The sequence below is a fragment of the Bradyrhizobium sp. CCBAU 11434 genome (assembly GCF_028128895.1).
GTDB classification, from domain to species: Bacteria; Pseudomonadota; Alphaproteobacteria; order Rhizobiales; family Xanthobacteraceae; genus Bradyrhizobium; species Bradyrhizobium zhengyangense.
In genome coordinates, this window is record NZ_LBJX01000011.1 from 1 (window position 1) to 26,517 (window position 26,517).

Consider the following 26,517-nt stretch of genomic DNA (forward strand, 5'->3'; position numbering starts at 1 on the left):
CCGCCGCCCGCCGTGCCGGAACCACCGCGCAAGCGGAACCTGATGTTCGCCTCGAGCTCGCGCAAGGAGCGTGAGCGTGCCGAGGCGAAAGCTGCCGAGCCGCCGCAGGCTCCCGCAGAACCCGCCGCGCCGGAAGCGCCGCATGCGAGCTTCGACGATGCCTGGCCGAAGCCCGACCGCGCGCGGCCGCCGGAGCCACCGGCGGCGCGTCGTCCACCGCCGCCACCGCCACCGCCACCGCGCCCGTCATCGACCTTCGAGCCTGCTGCGCCTCCGCCCACCGTACCTTCGCCCGAGCTGCCGCCGGCCGAACAGCCGCAGGTGACGGTGCTCAAATCCGGCATCGTCGACGGCATGGCCTATTCGCTCTATTCCGACGGCTCGATCGAGGCGCAGATGCCTGAAGGCATGATGCGCTTTGCCTCGATCGACGAGCTGCGCGCCCATCTCGACCAGCGCGGAGGCTGAAGACCTCTCGCGTTCAAGTAAAGTCTCGCCGCTATTGTCGCGAGATCAGTAATCGGTTCATGTTCGCCAGTCGTCGTATTTCGGCCAAACGTATTGTTGACAGAGAATACTTCACCGCCGCCAATGCAGCGCGACGGAGCCGGATTGGAGAGAGGGCGCGCCCATGTCGGATGCCGCGGGCAAGAATTTCATCGAGCTGACGGCGAACATCGTCTCGGCCTATCTCAGCAATAACCCGACGCCGGCCGGCGAGATTCCGAACCTGATCAGCCAGGTGCACGGGGCGTTGACGCGGGTGTCGTCGGGCCGCGTCGAGGCGCCGCACGAGCCGGCAAAGCCAGCGGTGTCACTGAAGAAGTCGATCGCGCCCGATTATCTGGTGTGTCTGGAAGACGGCAAGCGCTTCAAATCGCTGAAGCGCCATCTGCGAACCCAGTACAACATGACGCCCGAGCAATATCGCGAGAAATGGGGCCTGCCGGCCGACTATCCCATGGTCGCGCCGAACTACGCGGTGGCCCGTTCGCAGCTGGCTAAGAAGATGGGCTTGGGTCAGCAGCAGCGGAAGAAGGGGAAGTAGAGCCGCGCTCAAGATCTCGTAGGGTGGGCAAAGCGAAGCGTGCCCACGTTCTGAGTGCGATCAATGAGAGATTCGTGGGCACGGCGCTTCGCGCCTTTGCTCACCCTGCGGAAGTGTCCTCACGACGCTTCCGCCAACGCCTCTCTCGCATCCGTCTTGATCCGCTCCACCATCGAGCGCAGGCCGTTGGAGCGCTGCGGCGTCAGATGGTCGCGGAAGCCGAACTCGTTGAACACGGAAATCGCATCCGTATCGAGAATCTGCTGCGGCGTGCGGCCCGAATAGAGCGCGAGCACGATCGCGACCAGCCCGCGCACGATATGCGCATCGCTGTCGCCGCGATATCTCAGGATCGGCGCGCCATTGCCGCGATCGACCAGCTTTTGAAGCCAGACCTGGCTGACGCAGCCGTTCACCTTGTTCGCGGCGGAGTGCTCTGCCTCGGGCATCGGTTCCAGGGTGCGGCCGAGCTCGATGACGTACCGATAGCGGTCATCCCAATCGTCCAGAAGCTCGAAATTCTCGCGGATGTCGTCAATCGAAGTCATTGATGGCCTGTGGTTCCCGTTCAGGCCAATATAGGCATGCGAAGCGTCGAAATCGATAGGATTTGGGCCCTAATTCGCCGTCGCCTCGGGGCCGCGCCATTCCAGCGCGAGATCGTCCTGGGTCAGCGTGTCGTGCGGCGCGTCGCTCGCCGTGGCATCGCCTTCGCCGGCCACCGTGATCGAGCCGGTATGGTCGGGCGTCTTCTTGTCGGTCTTCTCGTTCTTCTCGTTCTTCTCGTTGGTGATCTGCTCCTTCTTGTCGTTGATGATCTGGTAGATCTTTTTCGCGCCGTCCTGCGCCCGCTGGCCGATGATGGTTGCGGCCTGTCCGCCGACCTCGCAGGCCGCCGGCTGGCGCTTGCAGAACTGGCTCATGTCGGAGACGGCCGCGGTCGCAGCCTGCACCGCGTCGGCAGCGCCGATGTTCGGCAGCTTGTCCGATTCGGGCGTCTTGTCCCGCGGCAGGAGCACCAGCACCAGCCCGAGCCAGAATGTGATGCGGAGCAGAAAGCGCATCTTATCGACCTGTAGTTAGATCTGGCCCGCGGCGATCTCCGCGCGGCGCCAGCGACCTAGCAACTCTCGATAAATCGCAAGTGATTGCCTTGAGCTTAATTCGCAGAAAATTTACGCGAAAATCTTGGCAAGACGCGGTCTCGTAAATTTTCGATTGATGCCGGCCTACGTGGTAGTCCGGCCCGGCGCATCCACCAATTCGAAACCATGAGCGGGACGGCGAAACCCTGTGTTCACCATCTGTGATGATGACATCGCCAAATCGCCTAAAAACCTCTGCGATGACATGCTGTTCGGGGGCCGGCCGATCCGCCTTAGCACTCGTTTAAGGTCGCTCTGACACGGTGGCTCAACGACAAGGAGGCGTTCCGGCGCGTCTTTTGACGAATGAGCCGAAGCGCGAGACCCGTGACAGTTTTGAGTATCATCCGCGATTGTCTCGATGCACTGCTGCATCCCTCCGCGCGTTACGATGCGCTGACGCGTGCGCGGCATCGGGCCTTCATGGCGCCGCGGCTTCTCGGAAGCCTGGCCGCCTTTGCCGCATTTCCCGTTTATCTGGTCCTGCGTGGCGTGCCGAGCGCGATCGAGGTCGCGGCCTTCGCCTGGCTGATCGCGCCGATCCTGTTGTCCTGGTTCCTGTCGCGCACCGGGCGCTATGAAGGCGCGCATGTGCTGTCGTCGCTGGCGCTCGCCGGCCTGATCATGGCGATCGCGGCCACGACCGGCGGTATCGAATCATTCGCCGCGATCTGGTTGGTCGTGGTTCCCTTGGAGGCCGCACTGTCGGCCTCGCGCCGTGTCGCGGCCTTTGCTTCTCTGCTCGCGTTGTCATGCGCGGGCTTGTTGATCCTGCTCAGCCAACTTGGCTGGCTGCCGGCTGGCGAATTCAGCGGAACCGGGCGCGGCATGATGATGGCGTTCGGCGTCGCTTCCGCAACGCTCTATGCCGCGGGCCTTGCTTTCGGCGCCGAGTCGCTTGCACGCACCAGCGTCGCGCTGCTGTCGCGCGAGGAGGAGCGCTATCGCCTCCTGGCGCGCAACATGAGCGACGTGATCTCGCGGCATCAGCGCAACGGCGCGGTACAGTTCATCTCGCCGGCGGCGGAAGCCATGCTCGGCATGCCGGTCGCGCAATTGCTCGGCCACGGCCTGTTCGATCGCGTCCATGTCGCCGATCGTCCGGCCTATCTCACCGCACTGTCAGACGCCGCGCGCGGCGAGGTCCGCAGCGTCGAATTCCGGCTGCGGCGCGACCTTATCGGTTCCGAGCGCGGCCAGATCGACTTCATCTGGGTCGAGATGCGCTGCCGGCCGCTCGACCAGGACCAGCGCCACCAGAATCATTACAGTGACGTCACCGCCGATCTCGAAGTCGTCGCGGTGATGCGCGACGTCACCGATCGCAAGCTGTCGGAGCAGGCGCTCGACCAGGCCCGCAGCGCGGCGGAAGCGGCCGACGCCGCCAAGACGCGCTTCCTCGCCACCATGAGCCATGAGCTGCGCACGCCGCTCAACGCCATCATCGGCTTCTCCGAGATGATCGCGCAGGAGCAGACCCTGATGCTGGCCGCCTCCCAGCGCAAGGAATATGCCGAGCTGATCAACGCCTCCGGCCAGCATCTGCTGTCCGTGGTCAACGGCATCCTCGACATGTCGAAGATGGAATCTGGCAATTTCGAGATTGCATCGGAACCTTTCGCGCCGCGCGCCGCGCTGATGCATTGCTGCAATCTGCTGGCGCTGAAGGCGCGCGAGAATGGCATCGACCTCATCACCGACGCGCCGCAGGATCTGCCCGTGATGACGGGCGATCCCCGCGCCTTCAAGCAGATCGTGCTCAATCTCGTCGCCAACGCCGTCAAGTTCACCGAGCGCGGCGGCCAGGTCACGGTGTCAGCGTCGGCATCGGCTTCGCAGTTGACCCTGCGCATCAGCGACACCGGGGTTGGCATCGGGCCCGACGATCTCAAGCGCATCGGCGCGCCGTTCTTCCAGTGTGGCAAGACCTATGAGCGCCGGCACGAAGGAACTGGCCTTGGTCTTTCGATCGTGAAGAGCCTCGTGGCGTTGCATCTCGGCGAATTGACGGTACAAAGCAAGCTCGGTGAGGGCACCGCCGTCACGGTCAAGCTGCCGCTCGTCTACACGCCGCCGCAAGCAAAGCCGGCGGCGAGCAAGATCGCGACGTTGACGCCGGTGCTCCGTCATGACGTTCAGGACCAACCTGCTCTGGTGAAGAAAAGTGCCTAGAAAGTCTGCCAACGACGAAGCCGCTCCGCGCCGCCGTGGCGCCAAGGCCAAGGCTGCGGTCATCGATGTCGAGACCGAGCGCAACCTGGTGATGCGCGTGCTCTTGCATAGCCCCAAGGACACGCTGGCCGGCCTCGTCGCTGCCGCGGCCATAAGCGCCATCGTGGCGAACGCGCTGTTCCTGCAGACCGGCCGGCATCCGGCGCCGATGTTCGGCACCGTGATCAATCTTCCCGCGCCGTCGCCCGCGTCGCTGTCCAGCCCCATGCCGCGCCCGCGCCCCGTCGGCGCCGATACCTCGCCGCTCGAGCCGAAGGCGACCGAGTTTCGCGTCGAGCCCAAACCGGCCGAGAAGCCCGCCGAAAAGGCGCCGGAGAAGCCCACTGAAACGACGGCCTCGACGCTGCGCTCGGGCGATCCCATGACCAATCTGGTGATCAAGGCCACGGCACCCACGCCGGCACCGTCCGCGGTCGCCGTCGCGCGGCCGCCGGCGCCGATCCCGCAGCAGAGCCCGGCGGCGCGCCGCCTCGGGGGGGGGGGGGGGGGGGGGGGGGGGGGCAGCGCGCGCTGTCTGAGTACGGCTACGGCAATTTGAAGATCACCGGCACGATGAGCGGCGAGACCCAGTCTGCGATCCAGACGTTCGAACGCCAGCACAAGTTGCCCGTCACCGGCCAGGTGACGGATCGCCTGCTGCGCGAGCTCGCCGCCGCGATCGGTCATCCCGTCGAATAGTCGAACCTCCGCTGTCATTGACGTCAATCAATCTGCGGACCGCACGTCGGCGTGACAGGCCGCAATCGCGCAGGCGCGATTTGCGTGGGATCAATGACGGCGGGAAGCCTCGAAGAACATGATCGTCCATCTCATCAAGGCAGAGAGGTCGTCATGTTCAAGGTCTCGATTGTCGTCTGGATCATGCTCGGCACGGTGCTGGCGGGCGTCAGCCTCGTCGTGGTGCTGATGGTGCCGAGCTTTGCCGCCGACGCCATCAGGAACATCCCGTACGCAGTCGCCGTGGGGTTTGCGCTCGCAATGCCACTGTCATACCTCGTTGCGCGCCAGATCGGTGGCGGGCAAGGCGTCGGCAAGGCATGACAATTCCGAGCTGACACTGGCGGTGCACGTCGCGCTGGCTTATCGTCCGACTCATGCGGTTGAAATCCAACATATGGGTCGCGGCCTATTTGCGACGGTGCCAGACCGAGGGCGTGTTCGGCGCGGTGCGCCATCGCGGCGCCGAAGAGGCGGGCGCGGTGTTCGTCAAAGTGTCGCTGCTCGACGGCAACGCCCTGCTCTACGTGCCGGCCCCACAGACCTCTTATGACGACGATCGCCCGGTCGATCGCTTCTTCGTGCCCGCCGCGCCGCAGCCGATGCCGGAGCCAGCCGTCGAGGAGCGCCTGACCAAGGAGCTTCGTTTCGATCCGGATGCCTGGATCGTCGAGACCGAAGACCGCGCGGGGCGGCATTTCCTGGAACTGGCGAAGACCTAGAGCATGATCCGGAAAAGTGTGAAGCGGTTTTCCGAAAAGATCATGCTCAAACAGAGAGCTAAAGCGCGATGACGGTTCAACCCAATCTCATCGCGCTTTAGCGATTCGATGATCCGCCGCTGCCGGTGCGCACCACCGGGCTCGAGCCGGGCTGTACGCTCGGCCGCGACTGGCCGGCCGCGGCGCGTGCGCGCTGGCGCTCGCTGTCGTGCAGTGACGGCTGATATTTTGCGCGCGTGACGGCGAGCGTCGAGCCGCGCCAGGCGGCCAGCATCACCAGCGCCGAGCGGTCGCTGATGCGGTCATAGAGCCGCGCCAGCCGGTAGACCTCGTTCACGGAATTGCCGATCGCGGGCTTGAAAAACAACAGAATGCGCTGGAAATTCGGGCTCGGCATGTCGAGCGCGCGCGCGGCAACCGCGAGTGCCTCGCCGCCGCTATCGTCGACGATCTGCGCCGCGACGCGCGAGGGCAGGATCAGGGTGTCGCCGAGCTCGTAGGCGAAGCTGTCGACGTCGCCGGCGATCGCCGCCATCTCCAGAACCTGGATCGCGCGCTTGGCATGTGCGGTCGGAATCCGCGGCGCGGCCTTCAGCGGCGTCTGCGCCAGATTTTGCAGGATCAGCGCGCGCTGGCTTGCATCGGCGCCGAAGAACATGTCGTGGATCTCGGCCGCTTCCTTCGGCTGCATCGCCATGTTGGCGGCCATGCGCGCTTCCGCGTCCGTCGGCGTGCGAACAGGCGAGGGGGCGGGCGTGGGCTGCGGGATTGTGCGCGCGAGCGGCACGCGGCGGCCTTCCTGCGCCGCGACCAGCCCGAGCTTCTGCAGAACGGGCACGGGCGTGTGCGGATAGATCGCAAGCTTCGCCTTGACGGACGCGCGCGTCGCATCGTCGACCTGATCGATCAGCCGCGTTGCAAGCTCGATGAATTGGCGCTGCTCATCCTCGGTGTGGGTGCTGGCCTGGACGTAGAGATCGGTCAACACGCGCAGCAGGGTCGGGCGTACATCGACGCCCTCGCGGCGGGAGAGTGTCATCAGCCCGTCGAATCCGGGAAACAGCGACTTGGTCATGGAGGCGTACGCAACTCGGAAAAGAACTGTTGTCTCAGCCTATCAAGAGTTCCTTTAAAGGCTCGTTAAGGAAAACGAGATGTGAAGCAAACCCACTCAATTCAAGCCATCTCGTCTCGCTGCGGGACGGCGAGGCAACGGTCCGTGCGGTTACGGTCCAATGGCCATGTTTACACCCCGTTAACCATAAACTGATCCTAATGACCCCCATGTTGCCGGGGCGCGTTCGGGCGCGCGGTAGTTGAGAGAGCTGACATGGGGACCATCATCGAATTTCCGGCCGGTCGCCGGGTGGGCTCGTCGGGGGACGTCACACCGCGCGCGGACATGGGAACGATTTTGATCCTTCCCGTCATCCGCATCGAGCGCGAGAGCGACGAAACCAGCGGCGACCGCGGACCGGAGCAGGGCACCGCGCCGGGGCGCCGTCGTCGTCGCCGCTGAATTGCGGCTCTTGCAATGCCGGAATCAATTCGCCAGATCCGCACCGTTCTATCGGCCCTTCTGCTCACGGCTGTAGGCGCCTCGCTCGCTGGCTGCAGCGGCGGTGATTTTGGCCGCACCCGCGCCGACATGCGCAGCGACGACATGCACAGCTGGCTCGGCGTTGAAGCCACCGGCAGCCTCGGCCTGAAGTCCTCCCAATTCCAGTTGACCGACGAGGAGCGCCAGCTCCGCGACCTTGCCTATCCCATGATCGAGCCGCCGCTGTCCCGGCCGGCCTGGAAGAGCGTGTTCGGCGATTACAAGGCCCTGCCGGCACCGTGGCGCCAGAAGGTCGTGTTCGATCGCACCATGTACGGGCGCACGCTGATCGACGAGCCGCATCGCTCGCACTCCTCGCGCTATGCGCAGCTGATCGAGGACGTGCGCAACGACGTCACCCGCTTCGAGCCGTTCTTTGGATGCGCGATCCGCGTCATCGATCTCGACAGGAAGCGTGACGCCAGCATGGCGCGGGTCTCCGCACTGTCGCCACAGGAAAAGGCGGACGCCGTCGCGCGCATGCAGGAGAACTCGCTGATCGTCCAGTGGGTGCAGCAAAGCCTCGAGCAGCGCGTCTCGTCCTATCGTTGGGCGCTGGAGCGGCTGGTGATCCAGGCACCCGACGGCATGGCCGCCGACGCCGATCGCCTGATCGGCGAGCTCGCCGCACAAACCGCCAATCCGCCTGTTATCTCGCAGCCGCCTTACGGTCGCGCGGTGGTGTCCAAGGGCTGAGCGTGGCCGCTAGGGTCGTCTGGGCATCACCCGGTCCAGGAACTCGAACAGCCTGCGCCGGGAATCGTCGGTCACGTCCTGGCGAAAATGATAGGCGACGTGATCGCCGCGGACGTCAATCTTGTTAAGCCCGTCCAGCTGCTGACAATCCCAGCAATGCGTCGCGCCGGCATAGAGGTGCCATTCGACGGGGGCGCCGGCTTGCTTCAGGACGTCGAGCCGGTCGAGGCATTCCTGCGCGGGCGTCTCGGTGTCGGCATCGCCCATCAAGACCAGAAGTGGTCGCGACACATCTGGATTGACAAGATCGTATGGCGGCCGTTGTTGCGGCGTGATGCGGAAGCATCCGGGATAAAAACTTGCGACGGCCGCAAATCCCGGGCCCGACTTCAAGGCATCGACGTAGTGCGGGCTGGCTGCCAGCAAGCCCACCATCGCACCCCATGAGAAACCGACAAGCGCAATTCGTTGCGCATCGACATCAGGCATTCGTCGCAAATGTTCGGCCGCTTGCAGCGCATCGCGCGCGCCCCGAAAGAAGTTCACGCCGTTCTTTGGACCGAAGCAGACGCTCTTGACGCCACGCGGCTCCAGGCTGTCGACAAGCAGGACGACGTAGCCGCGCGAGGCGGCGGCGCGAGCCCATGTAGCAACGGCAACGTTCAGCCCGCTGCACTGGTGCATGAGAACGATGGCTGGAAACGGGCCTGAGCCGGGCGGCTTGATCAATGCCATCCGTGGTGACGTCAGCCGGTCGACCGTCTCGACGATTTCAGGGAGAACGAGGTCCGGGGCGATTGTTGCTCCGCGATAGATCGCCTCGGCATCCCAGACCGCCGCCTTCCATTCCGGCCCGTCCACCGCGCTTGCGGGGCTATACCCAGCGATCAGCCCGACAACCAGCACGATCAGCCGGCGCCGCCCCCTGTGGCCCGGCCGCCCGAGGAATCGGTGCCGACCGCTGCCGCTAACCCTTCCAGGCATCCCGCCACCCTACCGATTGGTGATTGTCCTCCCGGGTAATAGGGGTAGGATTGGCCCGTTTCTTCAAGTGATTTTCATCCAAAGGTCCTTCGCGATGCGCTTCAACGCCGCAAGTCCGGTTAAGAGCCGTCTGGATGTTACCCTGCCGCGAAAACTGCTGGCCCTCGCCGTTCTTCTGGGATCATCAGGCTCGGCTGCCGCGCTGACCAAGGAGGCGGCACTTGAGAACTGCCGGATGACGGTGGGCAAGCCGATCGTGCAAGCCTGCATGCAGGCGCAGGGTGGCCGCAAGGCCGGTGCCGATATCGAGGGGTGCCGCGCCAAGGCCTCGCCGCAGGTCAGGGCCTGCGTGATGGCAGCTCTGAACGCAGCCAATGGCCGCGCCAATGTCGCTGTCGAGCTTCCCAAGGAAGCTGCGCCCAAGCTCGACCCCGGCACGGCACTGCCGAAGGATTTCATCGCTCCGCCCCGCACCATCGCCGACATCACCGCGATCCTCGACAGCGAAAAGCCCGACGCAAAGCTCATCGCGGAGCTGAAATCGGACGCGGAGGCGACGCCCACGGGGAAGGAATCGCGCGGCGATCTCGCGCAATTCTATTTCGACCGCGCCAACGCGCGTTCGCAGCTCGGTCGGCTCGCCGAATCCACCGCCGACGCCAGCAAGGCCGTCGAGATCGGCCGCGGTGTGGTGGAGCCCAACATGATGGGCCGCCTGATGCAGCTCCTCTCGCTGCAATATGCCGCGGCCGGCGATCCAAAACGGTCGCTCGAAGTCATGCAGCGGCTGTTGCGCGACACCGCGAGCCTGCCTGGCGCCAAGGGATATCAACTCAGCGCCAATAGGTCCGTTGTCGGCATTCTCATCCAGATGGGCGACATCGCCCAGGCCGAGGCCTATCTGCGCCGGACCATGAGTGCCATCCAAGAAGCGCGAACCAGCGGTCTTCCGGGCTGGCGCACGTCCTATGCGCGCATGGGGCAGAGCTGGGAGGCGGATCTCGAAGGCACCAGGGCGCTGATCTTCGAGGCGCGCGGGCAGTTCGTCGAGGCCGAGGCCGCCTATCGCGTGGCAGAGCAACGCAAACGCGCCGCCATCAAGGCCCTGTTGGACTCGGACAATCCGCCGGCTGAAACCGTCGTGCTGCAGGCGATCGACAATTTCGTGCTCAGTCAGGCCCGCATGAAGGCACGGCAAGGCCGACTTGCCGAAGCGGAGGTCGACGCGCGCCGGGCGTTGTTGTCGCGCCTGAAGGACACCGGCAAGTACAATCCGGTGATGCCGCGTTATGTGATGGGATTGGCAGGCATCCTGGTCGACGAGGGTCGCTACGAGGAAGCCGAACAGCTCGGCCGCGTCGCGCTCGAGATCAACAAGACGGTCGGCGTGCCTGATGACTCGCAATCGACCGTGCAATTGCTCTCTCATCTCGCCGGCATTCTCAACCTGCGGCGCAAGAATGCCGAGGCCAACGAGATGTTTGCGCAAATCGACAAGGCCGTCGCCAATTGGGATCCGCAGCGCCGACAGGTCATCGAGCTCAACCCGGCGCGCATTCTCGCGCTCTATAATTCCGGCCAGCTCGACGCCGGCATCGCCGCCGCCGAGCAACTGGTCAAGAAGCAGATCGGGCGGGTCGGCGAGAACCATTTCGACGCTGCGTCGGCGCGTGGCACCCTGGCGATCGGCCTGATGCGGGCGCGGCGGGATGCCGATGCCATCAGGGAATTCAAGGCCGCCATTCCGATCATGATGGCGAATGCGAATGAGAACGCCGACGACGAGAACACGACCGTGGTGGCCGCGCGCAGCCAACGGCTCCAGACCATCGTCGAGAGCTACCTCCTGCTGCTGGCGCGGGCCGAGGGCACCGGCGGCGCCGTCGGTGAGGAGACTTTCAGCCTGGCCGATGCCATCCGCGGCCACTCCGTGCAGCAGGCGCTCGCAGCCTCCAGCGCGCGTGCCGCGGCAAAGGATCCCGCGCTCGCCGAGCTCGTCCGCAAGGAGCAGGACCTGACAAAACAGGTCAACGCCCAGCTCGGCACGCTCAACAACGTCCTCGCCATTCCCTCGGCGGAGCGCGACGAGAAGGGGGTGCAGCAGATCCAGGCGTCGATCACGGCCTTGCGCGGTGAACGCGACAAGGCGCGCCAAGAGATCAAGCAGAAATTCCCTGTCTATGCCGATCTCGTTTCGCCGAAGCCGCCGAGCGTTGCCGAGATCCGCGCGACGTTGTCGGACAATGAAGCGATGCTGTCATTCTATTTCGGCCAGAACGGCAGCTTCGTCTGGGCCGTGCCGAAATCGGGTCCGGTGGCCTTCGCCGCCGTCAATGCCAGGAGCGGCGATATCGAGACGAAGATCCGCAAGCTGCGCGAGGCGCTTGAGCCGCAGGCCGCAATGATCTCGGACATTCCGCCGTTTGACCTGAAGCTCGGCTACGAGCTCTACGAGCTGCTGCTCAAACCGGTCGAGAGCGGATGGAAGCCGGCCAAGAACCTGATCGTGGTGACCAACGGCGCGCTCGGCCTGCTGCCGCTGTCGCTGCTGCCGACCGCACCGGCAGAAGTGGCGGCGGACGAGGATCCGCTGTTCGTCGGCTATCGCAACGTGCCGTGGCTGGCGCGGACCCATGCCGTCTCGACGGTGCCTTCGGCCGCGGCCTTGCGCACGTTGCGGCAGTTGCCGCCCGGCAAGCCCGGCCGCGGCGATCTCGTGGCGTTCGGCGATCCCTATTTCAACAAGGATCAGCAGGCCGAGGCAGAAAGCGCCGACGGCAAAGTGCAGGTCGCCGATGTCGGCGGCAACGTCACCCGCGGCATGCCCCTGAAGCGTCGCAGCAGCCCGAAGCTCGAAGGCGTCGACAGCGCCGAGCTCGGCCTCTTGCCCCGTCTCCCCGATACCGCCGACGAGCTCAAATCGATCGCGCTGGCCTTGCAGGCAGATCCCTCGAAGGTGCTGTTCCTCGGCAAGAATGCGACCGAAAGCGCAGTGAAGACGATGAATCTCTCCGGCTTCAGGATTCTGGCGTTCGCTACGCACGGTCTTGTGCCGGGCGAGCTCAACGGCCTGACGCAGCCGGCCCTCGCCCTGTCGTCGCCGGCGGTGACTGGCGAAGGCGGAGATGGCCTCCTCACCATGGAGGAAATTCTGGGCCTGAAGCTTGACGCCGACTGGGTCATCCTGTCCGCCTGCAACACCGGCGCTGGCGCCGGCGCCGGCGCCGAGGCGGCCTCCGGTCTTGGCCGCGCGTTCTTCTATGCCGGAACGCGCGCCTTGCTGGTGACCAACTGGTCGGTGCATTCGCAATCGGCTCGCCAGCTCGTGACCGATCTGTTCAAGCGCCAGGCCGACGATCCAAAACTGTCGCGGAGCGAAGCGCTGCGGCAGGCGATGATGGCCCTGGTCGATGGTCCCGGTTACCTGAACGGCGAGGGCAAGACCGAGTTCGCCTACGCGCATCCGCTGTTCTGGGCGCCGTACACGATCATCGGTGATGGCGGCGTACGATGATTGATTTGGGAAGGTTGGAAGGCCAATGATGCGGAATATCTTGCTCGGGCTGGTTGCGGCTGGTCTCCTGTTTTCGGGAGCGTCGCGGGCAACACAATTGATCACGGAAGAGGAGGCCAAGCTGCCGCCACCGAAGGGCGCGGTCGCGGCTGACCGGCGCGGCATCCTGCGCGGTCCCAAGGTGGAGTTCATCTCGCCGGGCGATGCCGTGTCCTCGCCTATGCGGCTGCAATTGAAGTTCGAGTCGTTCGGGGGCGCCAAGATCGATCCCGAATCCGTCAAGATGGTGTTCCTCCGCTCGCCCAACGTCGATCTGACGTCGAGGATCAAGCCGTTCGTCCAGGCTGACGGCATCAACATGCAGGACGCGGAACTGCCGCCCGGCGAATACACCGTGCGCGTCGACATCAAGGACAGCGACGGGCGGCCGGGCACGGCCATCTTCACCCTCAAGGTCGCACCCAAGTGATGTGTCCCTACTGCCAGGCCGAGAATGCGGATCGCGCGCTGGTCTGCGCATCCTGTTCGCGAGACATCGCCGTTCCCGCAACGCTGATTGCGGAGCGCGACGATCTCCTGCGCAAGCGCGACCAGTTGCGCGATGAGCTGGCGCGGGCCAGAGACGAGGTCGAGACCATCATGCGGCGCAGGACGTCGCGCTGACGATGGAGTGTCCATTCTGCGCCGAGACGATCAAGGACGAAGCCATCGCGTGCAAGCACTGCTCGCGCGATCTGCGCGTGGTGCGGCCGACGTTGCTCGAGATCGACGACATCGTCGCCGAGCTGGACAAGCTGAGGCGCGATCTCGACCGCGTCAATGTCCGGCTCGAGCGGTACAAGAATCCGCTGCGCTATTACGGGACGCATGCCGTTCTCTACGTCGTCATTCCGTCGGTCCTGCTGACGTTCGCGCATGTTCTGGTCACCATCACCTTCAATCTCTCGCCAATTCCGCTCCGCATCGCCTCGATCGTCATCCCGCTGCTGTTCGGGTTTGCAGCCTATCCCCTGCATCGGGTCTCGACATTGGGAGCGTTCGTGCTGGCGTTGCTGCTCGCCAGCGTCAGCATCCAGGCGATGCTGACGGTGACCGGATTCCACGATGATGTTCCTATCCTGCCCACCGTGTGGGTCGAATGGCGCGAAGTGTTCGAATACGGTGCGAGCATCCTGCTCGCCTTCGTGTCCGGAAACATATTGGGAGTCGTGATCTTCCAGGTCTTGCCGCGCGTTCTGGGCCAGGGCGGCAAGCCCAATGCTTTCGCCTTCAGAATGGCGCGCCTGCTCGGGCAGCATGTGGGCGAGGAACAGCTCCGCCGCCGTGCCCGCTTGATTCAGGACCTGATGCAGACCGTCGGCCCGCTGGCCGGTGTCGCCGCGACCGCGGTGGGCTCGATCTATGCCGGCCTGAAGGGCTTGCTCGGATAGCTTGTCGTCAGTCGTGCCGGCGGCTGGAGTTGTTGCGAGGCTTTGCGCGCACGCGTTGCAGCTTCCCGACAAAATCCTTCAACGCGTCCGCCAGCGGCGCGGATGCGCGATAGGCGAGCCCGACCTCGCGCTTGATCTTCACCTCGATTGGCCTGATGGCGACATCGGAAACGCCCTTCGCTACGCCTTCCGGGACGACGGCGATGCCGACGCCGGCCGCGACCAGCGCCATGGCCCAATCCTCCGATTGCGCGATCGCCGCGGATTGGCGCCGCCGCGCCGCGCGGCCGAAGAACGCGCTCTGCTCGCAATGGCAGCGGTCGATCATCGGCACGTCGGCGAGATCGGCGGTGCTGAGCTTGTCCTTCAGCGTCAGCGGATGCGACGGCGGCAGCGCCGCGACGTAACGCTCGCTCCAGAGCGGCACGAAATGCTCCTCGTCGCGCAACATGCTTTTCGAGATGATCCGAGCATCGGCGCGTTCGTCGCTGCCAACGAGCCGCAGCGCGACGTCGCTTCGTGCGGTCAACGGCTTCAGCAGCGCGATCGTCCTGTGTACGTCGAGCGTCCGCATCAGGCCGAGCGTGACGGTGGTCTTGGTGCTGGGCTTGCGGAACAGCTTTCGCGCGGCGTCGGCCTCGTCGATGATGCGGCGGGCGACGGTATGAAACTGCTCGGCCGAGGCCGTCGGCGCGACGCCCTTCTTGTGCCGGATGAACAGCGTGGTGCCGAGCTCGGCCTCCAGATTGGTGATCGCGGTCGAGATCGACGGCTGCGACACGAAGCAGGTGCGAGCCGCAGCGGTGAGGTTGCGTTCACGGTAGACGGCGGTGAAGTAGCGGAGCTCGCGGATGTCCATAGGATGTGCCTAGAGATATCATCAATATTCAATATTTTACCTATGGATTCGAGGATGACAAGAAGGCGCTGTCCACAACAGGCGAGCGTCATCCATGAAAATTCATCACCTCAACACCGGCACGATGTGCCCGATGGGCCGCCGGCTCGTGAACGGCACCGGCGGCCTGTTCCAGCGCGCCCGCATGGTCTGCCATTGCCTGCTGATCGAGACCAATAACGGCCTCGCGCTGGTCGACACCGGCATCGGGCTCGGCGATATCGCCGCGCCCGAAAGGCTCGGGCGGCGATGGTTGCGCCAGACCGCACCGAAGCTCGATCCGGCAGAGACGGCCGTGCAGCAGGTGAGGGCGCTCGGTTATTCGCCCAATGACGTGCGTCACGTGCTGCTGACGCATCTCGACCGCGACCATGCCGGCGGCGTGCCCGACTTTTCCCATGCCGCGATCCACGTCCATCGCGCCGAATACGACATGGCCGTGCTGCGCAAGCCGGCGCCGCCCGAAGGGCGTTACGTCACGGGCCAATGGAGCCACGGACCGAGCTGGAGTTTCTACGGTGAGACCGGCGAAGACTGGTTCGGCTTCAAGGGCGTGCGCGCGCTCGGCGATCGCGAGGCCGATATCCTGATGATCCCGCTCGCCGGCCACACGCTTGGCCATTGTGGCATCGCGGTCCGCACCAGTGGCACATGGCTGCTGCACGCCGGCGACAGCTACTTCCATCACGGCCAGCTCGACGCATCGCCACGCGCGCCGCTGATGCTCCGCTATTTCCAGCGCAAGGTCGACATGGACCGCAACGCCCGCATCGCCAACCAGGCGCGCTTGCGGGAGCTGAAGCTGAACCATGGGAAGCGTGTGGCGATTTTCAACAGCCACGATCCCGTGGACTACGAGAACTGCCGGTGCGGCGCGCATTAGCGCAGCTTGCGAGCAGGCGCCCCCGCGCGACGTCATCCGTCACGTTGCAATCGCGAGAAACGGAAATTGCAATGGCTCGCGCCGCCGGCCAGCGTTTGCGTCCGTTCCAGGCGGATGCCGCGGGTTGCATAGGCGTCGAAATCGAGGCCGCAAATGTTGGGCAGGATCTCCTTGTCGCCGTGGCGGCCGGCGAATTTGCAGAAGCCGCAGGCTTTGTAGTTGATGCCGAATTCAAAGCTGTCATTCGGACCGGGCTCGACGAAATCGTAGGCGAAATCCTCCGGAAATTCGGCCTGATGGCTCTCTGTGACGCTTCTCGCCGCCTGTTCGCGCAGCAAAATCTGGTTCTCCGCCGACATGAAGTGATCCCCTGCGGCGAGACGATCCGCTTCGGGCTCAGTGAGCAGCTGCGCCTTGTAGATCTCCCGCTCGATCTCGCCGATCACGGGCACCGGCACGCCGTGCCGCCGCAGCACGCGGCTGATGGCCATGAAGCCGGTGAGGCGCATGAAGAAATCGCTCATGCGGCTCGCGGCACCGCCGACATAGGGCATTTGGGTGAGCACGATGGCGAATTCGTCCATCACTTCCTGCCTGATGGCGTCGACGTCGGTGAGATGCGCGCGCTCGCGCAGCATTGGCTCGGCCAGGTCGAGGCGCTGGCGCATGGCGGATTCCATGGCGTCGCGATGGGCCTCGTAGAAGGGATGGATGGCTTGAGGCATGGGGCACCTGAGGGATTTGGAAAAATTCTGAAGCTGTTTTCACTCGGCGGCGATCGCCTCGATCTCCAGCAGCCATTTGCTGTCGACAGTCTCGGCGATCATGACCGTCAGCGCGGGTTGATGCTCCCCGAGCATCCTGCGGCGAACGGTGCGGTTGGTTACGACCTGATTGCGGTCGGTCAGGAAGGTGGTGACCTTGACCAGATGTTCAACGCCAAGACCGGCAGCAGTGAGCACCTCCATGACGTTACGCCAGGCCTGCTCGCATTGCGCCTCGAACCCTTCGGGCACGGAGCCGTCGGACTTTTCAGGGACCTGGCCGCTGATGAATAGCAGGCGGCGGTGCTGCGTCACTTCAAGCCCAAGGCTGTAGCCGCCGGCGGGAGGGTGAACCGCTCTGGGATTGTGACTGACGATGTGAACTTGGGGCATGAGAACTTGGGGCATGACCTGTCTCCGGATTGCGAACCGACCCTATCCGGCGACATCACTGCCGCGCAAAGCATCATTCCTGCGGTTCAGCGTAAGAAAATCTATTGCAAGACGGCGGTCCATCGGTGTCAAACTGATGCGCGATGACCTACGCCCTTCCGCCACTCAACGCGCTCCGCGCCTTCGAGGCTGCTGCGCGCCATCTCAGCTTCAAGCTGGCCGCGCACGAACTTCACGTGACCCCCGCTGCCGTCGGGCAGCAGGTGAAAGCGCTGGAGGCGCGCCTCGGCGTGCAGCTGTTCGAGCGGTTGCACAAGCAGCTGATCCTGACCGCGGCAGGTCAGGCCTATCTGCCGGGGGTGTCCGAGGGTTTTCGCCACATCGCGGAGGCGACCTCGCAGTTGAAGCCTGAAGGTGTCGTGCTGCTGCAATTGGGCGTCCATGCCAGCTTCGATCTGCGCCGCCTTGATCTCGCGGCGTTTCGGAGTGCGCATGCGGAGATCGGTTTGCGCGTGCTCCAGCCTGCCGGCCTGCATGAGCTTGTCGAGGGCAAGGTTGATCTCTTGATCGCCCGCAGCCTCGGCCATCATCCCGGCTATCGTTGCGACAGGGTCACCGAGGGGACAGGTCTCGGCGATTGGCTGATCGCGCCCGAGGGCACCGTGGATTGTCCGGAGATCGTCAGCTTTCGCGAATGGCTGCGTACCGTGATGGATGAGAGGGCGCGCGCGAGCCGCCGGCCGCGGCTGGTCGGCGGCGTCGGGAGCTGATTGTTATCGGCGCTGTCCCAGAAATGCATTGAGCGGGATTTGCGCCTCGTACTGGCGAGCCTTTTCCAGGCGGACGTCTCGCAACTGTCCATCCGGCAGGGGCTGCACCTGCGCGCGGGCTTCGCGCGCAGCTTCAGCGAGCCTTTCGCTCAACGTCTTTTCCTGCCGTATTCTTCGTCGGACCTGACTCATTTGGTCCGTAACGCAGGGCAGTTCCTTGCGTTCCTATGCCAGACGGACGTCCAGCGCCGGAACGTCGGGCTCGCCAGCGCATTACCTCCCATATCGAAGGAGGACGTCATGAGTGTTGAAGGTAAGATCAAGGAAGGCGCCGGCTACATCAAGGAAGAGATGAACGAGCACGACAAGGATCCGAAGAGCCAGCGCAAGGCCCAGGAGGGCCGTGATCTTCGCAACGAAGGTCGTATGGAAGACGGCAAGCCGCCGAAAACCACCAAGCCGGGCACCGGTCACTGATCCGGCCCGATCCGGAAACCGCCCTTGACTCGTGTCAGGGGCGGTTTTGTATGAGCGGAAAGCCGCGCACCTCTATCTCCTGGACGACCACGAAGCCAGTCCCGTCGTTGCAACCGCTCAGCCCGCGATGATGCGCAAGCTCCTGAACTGGTTTTTCCGGAATCGTGAAACAGGCGCTATCACGATTGTTCAGGCGCCCAATCTGGTTCTGTGGATCGTGATCGCAGCGACCCTTCTCCGGTGGCTCTGGCCGCCCTCAGGTCAAGCCAGCGTTGCGCTGACCGTTATCATCAAAGGTGGACTTCTCCTCTGGGCGGCCGACGAGATCGTCCGCGGCGTCAATCCCTGGCGGCGCTGTCTCGGAACGGCGGTGGCGATCTACGAGATCACGACCGTTCTGCCTCACGCGTGATGGCGTCCTTTCACGCGTGCACAATCAATTGTGAACCGAAGCATCGCGCGCGTGCTGGCGTCGCTGCCGCAGGCCATCACGCGGCTGCGGTGTTGATGGGTCTTCGAGATCGGCTTCGCCATGGAATCGATGCCGCCACTTGTCCACACCCACGACACGCAGTAGCGACGAATAGATCTGACCCACTAGCAATCGATAATTTGCAAGCGCGCTGTCACGTTGCTTTGATCGCGGCATGAGCACCAAATCACGCGAGGTCATCTGGAGCGGCCGCATCATGGGGGCGGAGATTTCCGCCAAGCATGCCCGCGAGGAGGCGAAGAAGGCGGTGCGCGAGGCCGATCGTGCCGAGGCCGAGGCCTGGTCGGTGCGCATGGAAGGTTACGGCGGTCCCTCGCAGCCATCACCGACGATCGGGCAATGTCTCAACGGCGGCCTTGGCTGGCTCGAGGTCGAGTGCATTAGGTGCAAGGCACGCGCGAGCCTGCCGCTCGATGCGATCCGCCGTCCCCGCGATACGCCGATCTGGAAGCTGGAGGCGTCGCTGAAGTGCCGGTCATGCCGCAAGGGACGGACCGCACCGCCCGTCCACATGATCAAGCTGACGGAAACGCGAAGCATCACGCCGTACAAATGGGTGCATCCAACCGAGGAGCGGTAGGATGACATGGCGCAGGCGGCCGGTCGCGAGGTCATCCATCCGCGAGAGCGCGGCTTATCTGTACAGCAAGGACCCAAGGCAGATGATGAGCATCGCGGTGCCCAGTGCAACCGTCACGAGCGCCCGCTCTGCCTTGCCGGATAAATCGTCTTCTTGCATAGCGCGCCCCCTTGCGATGGCGCAGTATCAACTTAACAAATATCAAGTTGTTCCTGGAACCCGTGCTGTCGGGTGATCCTGGATCGGCCCGACCGACAGGGGCAGAAGCTGGCATCAGCATGAGCACCAGCTTCCTGGATCGACAATTCTGAAATCGGGCGCCGCGCCAATATTTCGAACATTCTAGAAATACCGTTGACAAGCTGATCGGGACGGGCGCATGTTGCTCGTCATGAAGATCGACGATGCAGCAGCGCGCCTGGAAGCTTTGGGTAACCGGACCCGGCTCCAGATCTATCGCGCCCTGGTTCGGGCAGGACACTCCGGCATGCCGGTCGGCCGCTTGCAAGAGAAGCTGAAAATCCCGGCATCGACGCTGTCTCACCACATCAAGTCGCTGGTCGCGGTCGGGCTTGTCAGCCAGGTCCGCGAATCCACGACCCTCGTTTGTCACGCGAACTTCGACGCGATGCGTGGGCTAGTGGATTTCCTGGCGGCGGAGTGCTGCGCGGACGAAGTCGGATGCGGGGGCGCTCAATCGGCCGCCTGATTTTTTTGCGAGCTTATTCGATGATTCTAGAATGATGGGAGTAACGACATGAGCGATGCAAAGACGGTAGCGATCATCGGGGCGGGGCCTGTCGGCCTTGCAGCAGCTGCACACGTGCTCGAACGCGGCATGTCACCCATCGTATTGGAGTCCGGGCCGGAGGCGGGACATGCGATCCGCCAGTGGCAGCACGTCCAGCTGTTTTCGCCGTGGGAATACAATGTCGACAAGGCCGCAGCGCGTCTGCTCGCGCCGACGGGCTGGAATTCGCCGGACCCTCAGGCCTATCCGACCGGTGGCGAGCTGCTTGAGGGATATCTCAAGCCGCTCGCGACGCGAACGCCCTTGCGTGACGTGATCCGCACGTCCAGCCGGGTCTCGGCCATCAGCCGCGTCGGCTTCGACAAGGCGAAGACGAAGGGCAGAGAGCAGGCGCTTTTCGAAATCCGCTATCAGAACGGCAAGGGGCCGGAGGTTCTGCGCGCCGATGCCGTGATCGATACGTCAGGCACATGGTTCTCCCCCAATCCCGCCGGCAGCAACGGCCTGCCGGCGATCGGCGAGGCTGAGTGCGCCAACCGCGTCGCTTATGGCATGCCCGACGTGTGGGGCGCCCAACGTTCCAGATATGCCGGCAAGAAAGTTGCTGTGCTTGGCGCCGGCCATTCCGCGGTCGGCACGCTGATCGATCTTGCACGTCTCGCCGACGAGGTGCCGGGGACGCAGCCCGTCTGGCTTGTGCGCGGCGCCGATCCGGCAAAAGCTTTCGGCGGCGGCCGCAACGACAAGCTTGCCGCGCGCGGCGCGCTTGGCAGTGCCTTTGCCGCGCTCGTGACCTCCGGAAAAATCGGCGTCGAGACCGAATTCGGCGTCACGCATCTCTCTGAGTCCGAAGGCCGCCTGAAGATTTTGGCCGGTACGCGAAGCGTGGTCGTGGACGAACTGATCGTATCGACCGGCTTCCGTCCCGACTTTTCGTTTCTGTCCGAACTGCGCCTGCGGCTCGATCCGGCCATCGAGGCGCCGGTCGCGCTGGCGCCGCTCATCGACCCCAACGAGCACAGCTGCGGCACCGTGCGCCCACACGGCGCACGCGAGCTCGCGCATGATGAGCCGGGCTTCTATTTGGCCGGCATGAAGTCGTACGGCCGCGCGCCGACCTTCCTGATGATGACCGGCTATGAGCAAGTCCGCTCGATCGCGGCCGACATCGCCGGCGACAAGAAGGCCGCGGCGAGAGTCGAACTTGTGCTGCCGGAAACCGGCGTCTGCACGCGTGGCGGCGTCGAGAGCGCCGGGGACGCAGGATGTTGCGGGGGGGCGGCGAAGGAAGAAGCGTCGGCCTGCTGTGCCGCCGACGAAACAGCCAAGAAGGCCGGCGCATCCGGCTGTGGTTGCGCCTAAGCCGTGGCGGCTCGGGCCCCGTCGTTTTGGTCGTAAGAGGGGGGAAGCTATTCGTAGTCTGAGCGGTCGGTCTCTCATCGCGGTGATGTGCATTGGACAGGTCGGCAATCTGTTGCCGCATGTCACGCTGTCGGCAAATCTCGCGCAGCATCTGATGCCCGCATGGGACCTCTCCGCAGCGGAGGGCGGGTTGATGGCGAGCGGTTACGCGTTCGGCTACATGCTCGCGGTGCCCTTGCTGACGACGCTGACCGATCGCATCGATGCGCGGCTTGTGCTGCTCTGGGGCTCGGTCGTCAGCGGACTTGCGACCGTGGCCTTTGGTATCTTCGCGCAAGGGTTCTGGTCGGCGACTGCGATCTGGTGCATTGCGGGCCTCGGATTTGCCGGCGCCTACATGCCGGGATTGAAGGCGTTGACGGACCGGCTGCCAGCCGGCGACAGCTCGCGGGCCGTCACATTGTACACGTCGAGCTTTTCGGTTGGCGTCGGCCTGTCGTTCCTGGTGGCGCAAGTCGCCGCCGATCGCTGGGGATGGCGGACCGCTTTCGTCGTGACCGGCTTCGGTCCCATCGCGATGGTTGTGGCGTGCCTTCTGATGCGGGAGCAGCGCCCTGTCCCGAAGGCAGGACGATTGCTCAACTTCGTCCCCGTCTTCGCCAACCGCGAGGCGCTCGGATACATCTTCGGCTATGGCGCGCATTGCTTCGAGCTCTACGGCATCCGCACCTGGCTGGTCGGCTTCTGGACCTTCGTCGTTGCGCATCAAAGCGCGCCCTCGTGGTTGACGCCCGTGCTGATGAGCTTCTGCTTCGCGGTGATCTCGATGCCCGCCAGCATCCTCGGCAACGAGGCCGCATTGAAATTCGGACGACATCGCGCCATCACGGTGGTGATGCTCGCGTCGGCCTGCGTCGCGATCGTCATCGGTTTCAACGCGACCGCACCGGCGTGGTTGGTCGCGTTGTTGCTGATGATCTATGGCCTGACGGTGCCGGCCGATTCCGGCGCGCTAACGGCCGGCATGTCCGCTGCGGCCATTTCCGAGCATCGTGGCGCCACGCTGGCCCTGCATTCCACTGTCGGCTTCGGACTGTCCGCGCTTGGAGCCTGGGGCACTGGCGCGGCGCTCGACGCCGCAGGCGGACCGCAGAGTGCGCGGGGCTGGCTGCTGGTGTTCGTCGTGCTCGCGGCCGGAATTGCGGTCGGACCGCTCGCCCTGGCCTGGGCGCGAACGGCTCCGCCGAAGCGCCAAATATCGTGAGCGCGAGTGCGCGCTCGTTCACGGCTTCGTCAGGCATTCAGGCCGCCACGTCGACTAAAGTCGTTCTATCGACGCAAAAGCCCGAAGTTTGCACATGGCGCAAGACCACGAGAGTGAAGTCCCGACGGAAGCGTCCGACGAAGCCAACCCGCACATTTTGGCGTTTGCGGGCAGCAGCGTTGGAATCGTTCGAGTCAAGGGCGCGCGAGAACGATGGCTGGCGCCGGCGCTTCTGCACAATTGCTCCACCGGCATCGAGGAATCGAGCTGGACGACCTCCCCCGAGACGGTGATCGGGCTGCGTCTCCACGGCGCGGCCGTCGAAGATCACAATCGCAGGGTCGTCCGGACCAGTGGGCCCGGCCGCGATTTGACCCTTCAACCAAGAGGCGCCCGGACGCGCTATCTGGCTCACGGAAGCATCAAGTTCGGACAAGTGTTCTTGCCGGATGCTCTGCTTGGTAGGGCTTCCGATGCAGAAAACATTCCGGCGCTCGTCGCACGCCTTCGCGACGACCTGTCGTTCGTGCCGGAGAAGACACTGCATGCTTTGACCTTCGAGTATCTCCGGCGGGCATTCGACTCGCGCATTCCCGCCACTTCGCTCGAGATGGAAGGCCGCGCGCTCCTGCTGGTCGACTGGCTGATACGGTTGCATCATTGGCCGCATCGACACGCTACGTCTCGGATGGGCGGATTGTCTCCGCGCCAATTGCAGCAGACCCGCGACTTCATTGCCGAACATCTCGCGAACGACATTTGGTTGGACGATCTGGCCGAGTTGACTGGACTCACGGCCAAGCATTTTGCCCGCGCCTTCAAACAGTCGACCGGCTTGCCGCCGCATCAATACCTGATCTTGCAGCGCATTGAAGCGGCCAAGCGCCATCTGATCGACGGGAAAATGAGCCTCGCCAGCATCGCGCTCGCATGTGGCTTTGCCGACCAAAGCCATTTTGCCGCGACCTTCCGAAGGGCCGTTGGCGCCTCGCCCGGCGCCTGGCGGCTCGAATACGCGAAATGACTGCCTGCCGTTTTCGGCGCATCGCCCTTCACCGAGCGCGATGATGGCGAGCGCCAAGGCGTGCATCCGCAATCGCGGGCATTAGCTGGGCCAAACAGCGCCTCGCGATCTCACTCGTCTTTGCCTGGCCTCTTCCCGAGTTGGCGCTTGCAGGCAGTGCACGCCTGCAGCGCAGGACCGCGCAAAAGGTGCGCCTTTTTCAATAAGACGGACGAAATGCAAAAGCCTCCGCGCGCGCTACTCGAATAGTTTGGGGCCACCACCTCTATGAACGTTCGAGCGGAAACCGATGCGCATAACGACGCTACTATCAACTTTGCTACTGGGAGCAACAGCCATGACCGCGCGTGCCGCGACCGATGTCGCAACAGATCCTGCCATCGATCCGCAGGTCAGGGCGTTCCTCGTGCAGATCAACAAGGATGCTTCACCCTTCTGGGAGCTGCCCCAGCCCAGGCCGCAGGACATCCTGAGTGGGCTGCAGGACCAGACGCCGGTCGACATGTCCGGGGTTGCCACGACCGAGCGAACCATCACCGAGGCTGGTCGACATGTGAAGCTCTATGTCATGAAGCCCGAGCATATCACCGGCAAGCCAGGCGTGCTGCTCTTTATCCATGGGGGCGTCTGGATCGCCGGCAATTTCGACAATCACAAGCGGCTGTTGCGCGACCTCGTGGTCGGATCGGGGCAGGTGGGCGTGTTCGTCGAATACACGTCGTTGCCGGCCGCCGTCTACCCGACCCAGCTAGACGAGATCTATGCCGCCCTGCAATGGGTAGCCGGGCACGCCGGGGAGTTCGGCGCCGATGGCGACAGGATCGCAGTCGCCGGCAATTCAGTCGGCGGCAACATGACCGCGGCGCTGACCCTGATGGCCAAGGACCGCAAGGGGCCGAAGATCAGCTATCAGGTGCTGCTCATTCCGGCGACCGACGCCAGCGTCGATAGCCAATCGTATCTCGCCTATGACAGGGATCGCTTCCTTGCTCGCGACTTCATGAAATATGGCTGGGATCGCTACGCGGGCGACGCCAAGACCCGCGACAATCCCTACGTCTCGCCGCTGCGCGCCAGCCTCGATCATCTGAAAGATCTACCTCCGGCACTCGTCATCACCGCCGAGAACGACCCGCTTCGCGACGAAGGTGAGGCTTACGCGCGTAAGCTCAAGGAGGCGGGAGTGAGCGTCGATGCCGTGCGCTACAACGGCACAATTCACGACTTCGTCCTGCTCAACGCGCTGCGCAAACTTCCCTCGACGGAAGCCGCGATCCGCCAGACGGTCGACGGTATCCGTAGCCATCTCGCACGCTGAGCGGCCACCGTCGCTGCGAGCGGTCGCGATCATCTGAACTCCGACATGAAAAAACCCGCAGCGGATTTTTCCGCGCGGGCGCGACGATCTTTCGACGATGCCATTCTGCCAGTGTTTTGCCCGACGTGTCAAAGCGGAAAAATGCGGCGGGCGGGCCGATGCGGCGACCCTGCAAGCGCCTGCTTCGGCGCGACGTCGAAATTGCCAGTGGCTTCAATGCCCCCGCTACTGTGCATGGGGTTGTTTTCGCGCGCTTTGCTTTGAGGCGCCTCAACGCCCGCGCTTTAGCGTCGGCCGCGCGGCGTCTCGGCCTTGGCGGGCGCTTCGGTCTGCGGCGCGCAGGTCGCGGCGGCAAGCGAGCCTTGCGCCTGCGGCATCAGGCCGGGCTCGGCGGCGAGCGCCTTCATCACGATCAGGCCCGTCGTGCTGGGGGAGTCGATGATCAGGCGGTCGGCCGCGGTGATCTCTTCGTCCTCGGGCAGCGCGTTGTGCTGCGCTTCCGTCATCAGGTCGAGCTCGATCACCTTCTTGCCGGCCGAGCGGTCGTTGATGGCGTAATAGGCGATCTCGTTACGGGTGTAGAACGACACCGACGTATAGGCCTGGCTCACCGGCACGGTGAGCTTGATCGGCCCGCCCGAAAGATCATAGCGGCAGATCGCGAGCGCGAAGGCCGGGTCCATGAACGGCATCGGCGAGGTGTTGGGATCGGCCAGCGGCAGCTGCGTCACGCCGTTGAGCTTGGTCATCGGCGTCAGCCGCGAATAGGCATCTTGCGTTGCAATGCGCGGCAAGGCCAGCACGCTGACGAGGTGGACCACGAGGCCCAGCACCACACCGGCAACAATCGTGAACACCAGGCGGATCATGAGCAGCCCACCGTGGAGATGCTGGGCATCGGCGCGTCGCGCTTTGTGCGCGTCGCCACGCCCACGGGCGTGTCATAGAGGCGGAACATTAGCGCATAGCGCTCGATGCCGCCGGTCGGCAGCCAGTTGCCGGCGCGCGAGCGCGCGGCGATGTGGATCTCGAACGAGCCGTCGGACTGGCGCAGGATCTCCTGGCTGGTGAAGCCGTAGCGCTGCAACGAATTGGCGACGAGGTGGCCCTTGCGGTCGTACAACGTCAGCGTCCAGAACCGCGCCGGCGGGGTCACGCCTGACACGACGACGTCGCAGCGGCCGTCGAGCGCCTTCTTCTTGTCGTCGGTCGTTGCGGTGAAGGCGACGCCGTCGCCGGTGCCGATCGGCAGTTCGCCGTTGCGCACGATGGTGGCGCGCGAATAGGGATCGACGTCGGCGGTGCCGGTGCGCGGGCGCGCGGTCCAGGCGCCGATGGTCAGCGCGCCGATCTCGGTGCCGCGCGTCGTCGTCATCCAGGTGGCGCCGACGCCGACCACGGTCGCGAGCAGCAGGGCCGTCAATGTGATCAGGAGCAGCCGCACGGGATCAG

The 26,517-nt window shown here is 64.4% G+C and carries 29 protein-coding genes and 2 pseudogenes; 22 read left to right on the top strand and 9 right to left on the bottom strand.

Annotated elements, in window-relative coordinates; genetic code table 11:
• Positions 1-468, top strand: a pseudogene (locus XI06_RS07615) (DUF308 domain-containing protein); the annotation flags it as partial.
• A 163-nt stretch (positions 469-631) separates the two neighbouring features.
• Positions 632-1,048 (top strand): MucR family transcriptional regulator, encoded by a 417-nt coding sequence (locus tag XI06_RS07620; protein ID WP_237863865.1) that lies wholly within the window; start codon positions 632-634, stop codon positions 1,046-1,048.
• A 119-nt stretch (positions 1,049-1,167) separates the two neighbouring features.
• Here the strand turns inward: XI06_RS07620 and XI06_RS07625 are convergent, their stop codons facing one another.
• Together XI06_RS07625 and XI06_RS07630 are read right to left on the bottom strand one after the other, a co-directional pair.
• On the bottom strand, positions 1,168-1,596 hold the full coding sequence (locus XI06_RS07625; RefSeq protein ID WP_237863866.1) for a SufE family protein: 429 nt from the start codon (positions 1,594-1,596) through the stop codon (positions 1,168-1,170).
• 69 nt (positions 1,597-1,665) lie between these two features.
• Positions 1,666-2,112: a DUF5330 domain-containing protein gene (locus XI06_RS07630; RefSeq protein WP_271604985.1), complete on the bottom strand. Its 447-nt coding sequence runs from the start codon at positions 2,110-2,112 to the stop codon at positions 1,666-1,668.
• A 387-nt stretch (positions 2,113-2,499) separates the two neighbouring features.
• On the opposite strand from XI06_RS07630, the gene XI06_RS07635 reads away from it, so the two are divergent.
• From XI06_RS07635 to XI06_RS07650, 4 genes and pseudogenes are all read left to right on the top strand, one after another.
• Entirely contained in the window at positions 2,500-4,365 is a 1,866-nt protein-coding gene (locus XI06_RS07635; RefSeq protein WP_237873628.1) for a PAS domain-containing sensor histidine kinase, read from the top strand.
• Positions 4,358-5,103: pseudogene (locus XI06_RS07640) on the top strand (peptidoglycan-binding protein). The gene XI06_RS07635 and the pseudogene XI06_RS07640 overlap by 8 nt, the downstream one beginning before the upstream one ends.
• A gap of 153 nt (positions 5,104-5,256) precedes the next feature.
• The gene (locus XI06_RS07645) at positions 5,257-5,466 is read left to right on the top strand and encodes a hypothetical protein (protein WP_237873625.1); all 210 of its coding nucleotides are present in this window, start codon (positions 5,257-5,259) and stop codon (positions 5,464-5,466) included.
• Between the two features lie 53 nt (positions 5,467-5,519).
• Positions 5,520-5,864, top strand: coding sequence for a DUF1491 family protein (locus XI06_RS07650; RefSeq protein ID WP_237863871.1), 345 nt, complete (start codon positions 5,520-5,522; stop codon positions 5,862-5,864).
• Between the two features lie 97 nt (positions 5,865-5,961).
• Here XI06_RS07650 and XI06_RS07655 read toward each other — a convergent pair whose 3' ends face one another.
• Entirely contained in the window at positions 5,962-6,939 is a 978-nt protein-coding gene (locus tag XI06_RS07655) for a DUF2336 domain-containing protein (RefSeq protein ID WP_271604986.1), read from the bottom strand.
• Between the two features lie 255 nt (positions 6,940-7,194).
• On the opposite strand from XI06_RS07655, the gene XI06_RS07660 reads away from it, so the two are divergent.
• The gene (locus tag XI06_RS07660) at positions 7,195-7,383 is read left to right on the top strand and encodes a hypothetical protein (RefSeq protein ID WP_100177693.1); all 189 of its coding nucleotides are present in this window, start codon (positions 7,195-7,197) and stop codon (positions 7,381-7,383) included.
• A 15-nt stretch (positions 7,384-7,398) separates the two neighbouring features.
• Entirely contained in the window at positions 7,399-8,160 is a 762-nt protein-coding gene (locus tag XI06_RS07665; RefSeq protein ID WP_237859359.1) for a hypothetical protein, read from the top strand.
• 9 nt (positions 8,161-8,169) lie between these two features.
• On the opposite strand, the gene XI06_RS07670 is transcribed toward XI06_RS07665, so the two are convergent.
• Positions 8,170-9,144: a dienelactone hydrolase family protein gene (locus XI06_RS07670; protein WP_271604987.1), complete on the bottom strand. Its 975-nt coding sequence runs from the start codon at positions 9,142-9,144 to the stop codon at positions 8,170-8,172.
• A gap of 94 nt (positions 9,145-9,238) precedes the next feature.
• Here XI06_RS07670 and XI06_RS07675 point away from each other — a divergent pair, with 94 nt between their 5' ends.
• The 4 genes from XI06_RS07675 to XI06_RS07690 are packed head-to-tail and all read left to right on the top strand — an operon-like array spanning position 9,239 to position 14,088.
• Positions 9,239-12,658: a CHAT domain-containing protein gene (locus XI06_RS07675; protein WP_237873621.1), complete on the top strand. Its 3,420-nt coding sequence runs from the start codon at positions 9,239-9,241 to the stop codon at positions 12,656-12,658.
• A gap of 25 nt (positions 12,659-12,683) precedes the next feature.
• On the top strand, positions 12,684-13,127 hold the full coding sequence (locus XI06_RS07680; RefSeq protein WP_237859356.1) for an Ig domain-containing protein: 444 nt from the start codon (positions 12,684-12,686) through the stop codon (positions 13,125-13,127).
• On the top strand, positions 13,127-13,321 hold the full coding sequence (locus tag XI06_RS07685; protein ID WP_237859476.1) for a hypothetical protein: 195 nt from the start codon (positions 13,127-13,129) through the stop codon (positions 13,319-13,321). The genes XI06_RS07680 and XI06_RS07685 overlap by 1 nt, the downstream gene beginning before the upstream one ends.
• Positions 13,322-13,323: 2 nt before the next feature.
• The gene (locus XI06_RS07690; RefSeq protein WP_271604988.1) at positions 13,324-14,088 is read left to right on the top strand and encodes a hypothetical protein; all 765 of its coding nucleotides are present in this window, start codon (positions 13,324-13,326) and stop codon (positions 14,086-14,088) included.
• A gap of 7 nt (positions 14,089-14,095) precedes the next feature.
• Here XI06_RS07690 and XI06_RS07695 read toward each other — a convergent pair whose 3' ends face one another.
• A complete protein-coding gene (locus XI06_RS07695; protein ID WP_271604989.1) occupies positions 14,096-14,947 on the bottom strand; it encodes a LysR family transcriptional regulator in 852 nt (283 codons plus the stop codon).
• 94 nt (positions 14,948-15,041) lie between these two features.
• Here XI06_RS07695 and XI06_RS07700 point away from each other — a divergent pair, with 94 nt between their 5' ends.
• On the top strand, positions 15,042-15,869 hold the full coding sequence (locus tag XI06_RS07700) for an MBL fold metallo-hydrolase (protein ID WP_271604990.1): 828 nt from the start codon (positions 15,042-15,044) through the stop codon (positions 15,867-15,869).
• A gap of 32 nt (positions 15,870-15,901) precedes the next feature.
• On the opposite strand, the gene XI06_RS07705 is transcribed toward XI06_RS07700, so the two are convergent.
• Both XI06_RS07705 and XI06_RS07710 read right to left on the bottom strand, forming a co-directional pair.
• Positions 15,902-16,594: an L-2-amino-thiazoline-4-carboxylic acid hydrolase gene (locus tag XI06_RS07705; RefSeq protein WP_271604991.1), complete on the bottom strand. Its 693-nt coding sequence runs from the start codon at positions 16,592-16,594 to the stop codon at positions 15,902-15,904.
• A gap of 39 nt (positions 16,595-16,633) precedes the next feature.
• Positions 16,634-17,026, bottom strand: coding sequence for a RidA family protein (locus XI06_RS07710; RefSeq protein ID WP_237892172.1), 393 nt, complete (start codon positions 17,024-17,026; stop codon positions 16,634-16,636).
• A gap of 143 nt (positions 17,027-17,169) precedes the next feature.
• Here XI06_RS07710 and XI06_RS07715 point away from each other — a divergent pair, with 143 nt between their 5' ends.
• The 9 genes from XI06_RS07715 (at position 17,170) to XI06_RS07755 (ending at position 25,065) form a co-directional block, all read left to right on the top strand.
• Entirely contained in the window at positions 17,170-17,796 is a 627-nt protein-coding gene (locus XI06_RS07715; protein ID WP_237873614.1) for a LysR family transcriptional regulator, read from the top strand.
• Positions 17,797-18,273 carry a hypothetical protein gene (locus tag XI06_RS07720; RefSeq protein WP_271604992.1) on the top strand — a complete coding sequence of 159 codons (477 nt, stop codon included), beginning with the start codon at positions 17,797-17,799 and terminating at the stop codon, positions 18,271-18,273. It begins immediately after the preceding gene.
• A gap of 130 nt (positions 18,274-18,403) precedes the next feature.
• Complete coding sequence (locus XI06_RS07725; protein WP_271605439.1) at positions 18,404-18,685, top strand: hypothetical protein; 282 nt, start codon at positions 18,404-18,406, stop codon at positions 18,683-18,685.
• A gap of 235 nt (positions 18,686-18,920) precedes the next feature.
• A complete protein-coding gene (locus XI06_RS07730; RefSeq protein WP_237869972.1) occupies positions 18,921-19,346 on the top strand; it encodes a hypothetical protein in 426 nt (141 codons plus the stop codon).
• Positions 19,347-19,737: 391 nt separating this feature from the next.
• Positions 19,738-20,055, top strand: coding sequence for an ArsR/SmtB family transcription factor (locus XI06_RS07735; RefSeq protein ID WP_237870039.1), 318 nt, complete (start codon positions 19,738-19,740; stop codon positions 20,053-20,055).
• A 48-nt stretch (positions 20,056-20,103) separates the two neighbouring features.
• Complete coding sequence (locus tag XI06_RS07740) at positions 20,104-21,459, top strand: NAD(P)-binding domain-containing protein (protein ID WP_271604993.1); 1,356 nt, start codon at positions 20,104-20,106, stop codon at positions 21,457-21,459.
• Positions 21,460-21,544: 85 nt separating this feature from the next.
• Positions 21,545-22,723 carry an MFS transporter gene (locus XI06_RS07745; RefSeq protein ID WP_271604994.1) on the top strand — a complete coding sequence of 393 codons (1,179 nt, stop codon included), beginning with the start codon at positions 21,545-21,547 and terminating at the stop codon, positions 22,721-22,723.
• Positions 22,724-23,411: 688 nt separating this feature from the next.
• The gene (locus XI06_RS07750; protein ID WP_271605440.1) at positions 23,412-23,747 is read left to right on the top strand and encodes a helix-turn-helix domain-containing protein; all 336 of its coding nucleotides are present in this window, start codon (positions 23,412-23,414) and stop codon (positions 23,745-23,747) included.
• A gap of 337 nt (positions 23,748-24,084) precedes the next feature.
• Positions 24,085-25,065, top strand: a complete 981-nt coding sequence (locus tag XI06_RS07755) for an alpha/beta hydrolase (RefSeq protein WP_271604995.1) — start codon at positions 24,085-24,087, stop codon at positions 25,063-25,065.
• A 284-nt stretch (positions 25,066-25,349) separates the two neighbouring features.
• Here the strand turns inward: XI06_RS07755 and XI06_RS07760 are convergent, their stop codons facing one another.
• Together XI06_RS07760 and XI06_RS07765 are read right to left on the bottom strand one after the other, a co-directional pair.
• Complete coding sequence (locus XI06_RS07760; protein ID WP_237859329.1) at positions 25,350-25,934, bottom strand: DUF1254 domain-containing protein; 585 nt, start codon at positions 25,932-25,934, stop codon at positions 25,350-25,352.
• Positions 25,931-26,509, bottom strand: a complete 579-nt coding sequence (locus XI06_RS07765; protein ID WP_237859327.1) for a DUF1214 domain-containing protein — start codon at positions 26,507-26,509, stop codon at positions 25,931-25,933. Before XI06_RS07765 ends, XI06_RS07760 begins: the two co-directional genes overlap by 4 nt.
• Positions 26,510-26,517 lie beyond the last annotated feature (8 nt).